The following is a 1,953-nucleotide window of genomic DNA, read 5'->3' as shown; positions in this document are numbered from 1 at the left end:
CTTCCCGATAAAACCCAACATAGTGCAGCTTGCTTTCTCACAAGCACTGTTGCTCAATGTCCTTACCAAATCGACTATGCTTATTCTGACAACGGTAAAGAATTTAAAGGAACTGACAGCCACGCTTTCGTCAAAGCTTGCAGGCAGCACGGTATCGGTCAGAAGTTTACCCGCATCAATCGTCCGCAAACCAACGGTAAAGCTGAGCGGGTTATCCGCACCCTGATGGATATGTGGCACAGCAAGATTCACTTTAAAGACTGCGCCGATCGGCACATTCAGCTTCTCCGTTTCATTAATTTCTACAATACCGTTAAGCCTCATAAGAGTTTGAATAATGCCACCCCTTATGAAATACTCACCGCTTATTTCAATCAACCTATCTGTAAACAACTCTGAGATTTCTTACAACTCCTCAGCATATTGGCGTTGATCTCCAGACTTCGGGATACTTCTGACGCCGTGTGACCCTGTTCCAATACCAGGCTGATCGCATCTAATTTAAATTCTTTTGTATATTGCTTTCTCGTTACCATTTCTTCCCCCAGTCAAAACTATTTTCTCTTAACTGGAGTGTCTGGTTTCAGTAAACCACGTCAGTCATTGCCCAATGTCCGTATCAGATCGACTGCGCTTATTCCGATAACGGTATGGAATTTAAAGGAACTGACGGCCATGCTTTCGGCAAAGCTTGCAGGCAACACCGTATCGGTCAGAAGTTTACCCGTATTAAGCGTCCGCAAACCAACAGCAAAGTCGAACGAGTCATCCGCACGCTAATGGGTATGTGGCATAGCCAACTTGCTTTAAAGATAGCGCCGATCGGCGCATTCTGCTTCCCCGTTTCATTAACTTCTACAATACCGTAAAGCCCCATAAGAGTTTGAATAATGCAACCCCTTATGAAACACTCAGTGCTTATTTTAATCAACCTCTCTGTAAAAAACCCTGAGATTTCTTACACCAGACCCTGCTTAATTATCCATCAATGCATATTCTCATAATCGATTTTACTTATTTAAAGTTGGCACAATTTATGCATTGATATAACTGCAATATGAAAAAGGCAAACTCTGCGAAAGCAGGGGACGCAAAGTCACTGATCTAACGGGCCAATGCCCCAGGATGGCAGGACTGCCAGATAACGCCAATCGTTTCAATCACATGCATGATTTGACGAGTATCGAATGAAATATTTGATACATGCGTATCCACGCAGTTCCGTCCTTTTATCTTTAAGGAGGAACAAAATATGAATACTAATCATTACTCATTATTAACTAACAATTCGAGAGCACTAATTGGCGAGACTGTTTTATTTAAACAATCGGGAACAGACAAAAGTATTAAGCCTAATGCAGATATGATATTTTTTGTTATGATGTTACTGATTATTATCTTTAACTTTGTTGTTACACCTGCAGCTCATGCGGCGAGTCTGCTGTTCAGGTCGAACTTCGGAGCAGGAGTCTCACTTACATCACCGACCGGTTATTATACTAACGGAGCATGGCAATACCTCACGGGTACTGATCGAGAAACCGGATACTCTTGGCCGTTTAAATCTCTGGGTGCAAATCTCTCTGGGATTCAATTGATTACAAGCGATCCAATTGACTCTTCGACCATCGGAAATTATATAACCAATCAAATCCGGCAGGTTACTGGGCCGAAGGGGAATTTAGTTAATGAGCTTTTCCAAAATGTCAAAATAAAAGGCGATTTAGGGCAGGCCGGTTCACAAGCTCCGTTATTGATTAACAGACCGTGGACAATCGGTGATGTGAATGATTTGTATATAACTTACTGGTTTAAATTTCCGGCAGACTTTCCATCCAAACTAACCCGTGAAGTACCGGGGGCGGGGTGGCGTGATATGTTCGCATTTAAAACAGGGGGGTATTTGAATGATTGGCGAGGTGATTATCGAGTCAGCGTAGTTATATTGAAAGG

General features: G+C 42.5%; 4 protein-coding genes, 1 pseudogene and 1 riboswitch. Of the genes and pseudogenes, 4 read left to right on the top strand and 1 reads right to left on the bottom strand.

Going from position 1 to position 1,953, the window contains the following annotated elements:
• The first annotated feature begins 69 nt into the window (after window positions 1-69).
• Entirely contained in the window at window positions 70-399 is a 330-nt protein-coding gene (locus BLU57_RS16975; RefSeq protein WP_371113153.1) for an integrase core domain-containing protein, read from the top strand.
• Between the two features lie 14 nt (window positions 400-413).
• On the opposite strand, the pseudogene BLU57_RS15635 reads toward BLU57_RS16975, so the two are convergent.
• Window positions 414-536: pseudogene (locus BLU57_RS15635) on the bottom strand (transposase); the annotation flags it as partial.
• Between the two features lie 114 nt (window positions 537-650).
• Here BLU57_RS15635 and BLU57_RS16370 point away from each other — a divergent pair.
• The 3 genes from BLU57_RS16370 to BLU57_RS15620 all read left to right on the top strand — a co-directional run.
• Window positions 651-869 carry a DDE-type integrase/transposase/recombinase gene (locus BLU57_RS16370; protein ID WP_090322935.1) on the top strand — a complete coding sequence of 73 codons (219 nt, stop codon included), beginning with the start codon at window positions 651-653 and terminating at the stop codon, window positions 867-869.
• On the top strand, window positions 830-952 hold the full coding sequence (locus BLU57_RS16970; protein WP_090322937.1) for a hypothetical protein: 123 nt from the start codon (window positions 830-832) through the stop codon (window positions 950-952). The genes BLU57_RS16370 and BLU57_RS16970 overlap by 40 nt, the downstream gene beginning before the upstream one ends.
• Window positions 953-1,055: 103 nt before the next feature.
• A riboswitch (cyclic di-GMP riboswitch) is annotated at window positions 1,056-1,142 on the top strand.
• Between the two features lie 110 nt (window positions 1,143-1,252).
• Window positions 1,253-1,953: hypothetical protein (locus BLU57_RS15620; protein WP_143027018.1), on the top strand; the 701-nt coding region annotated here is incomplete at its 3' end.

Source organism: Nitrosomonas oligotropha (assembly GCF_900106555.1).
Lineage (GTDB): Bacteria > Pseudomonadota > Gammaproteobacteria > Burkholderiales > Nitrosomonadaceae > Nitrosomonas > Nitrosomonas oligotropha_A.
Note: the sequence above shows the minus strand (reverse complement) of the source record. Positions and strands in the feature narration are given on the sequence as shown.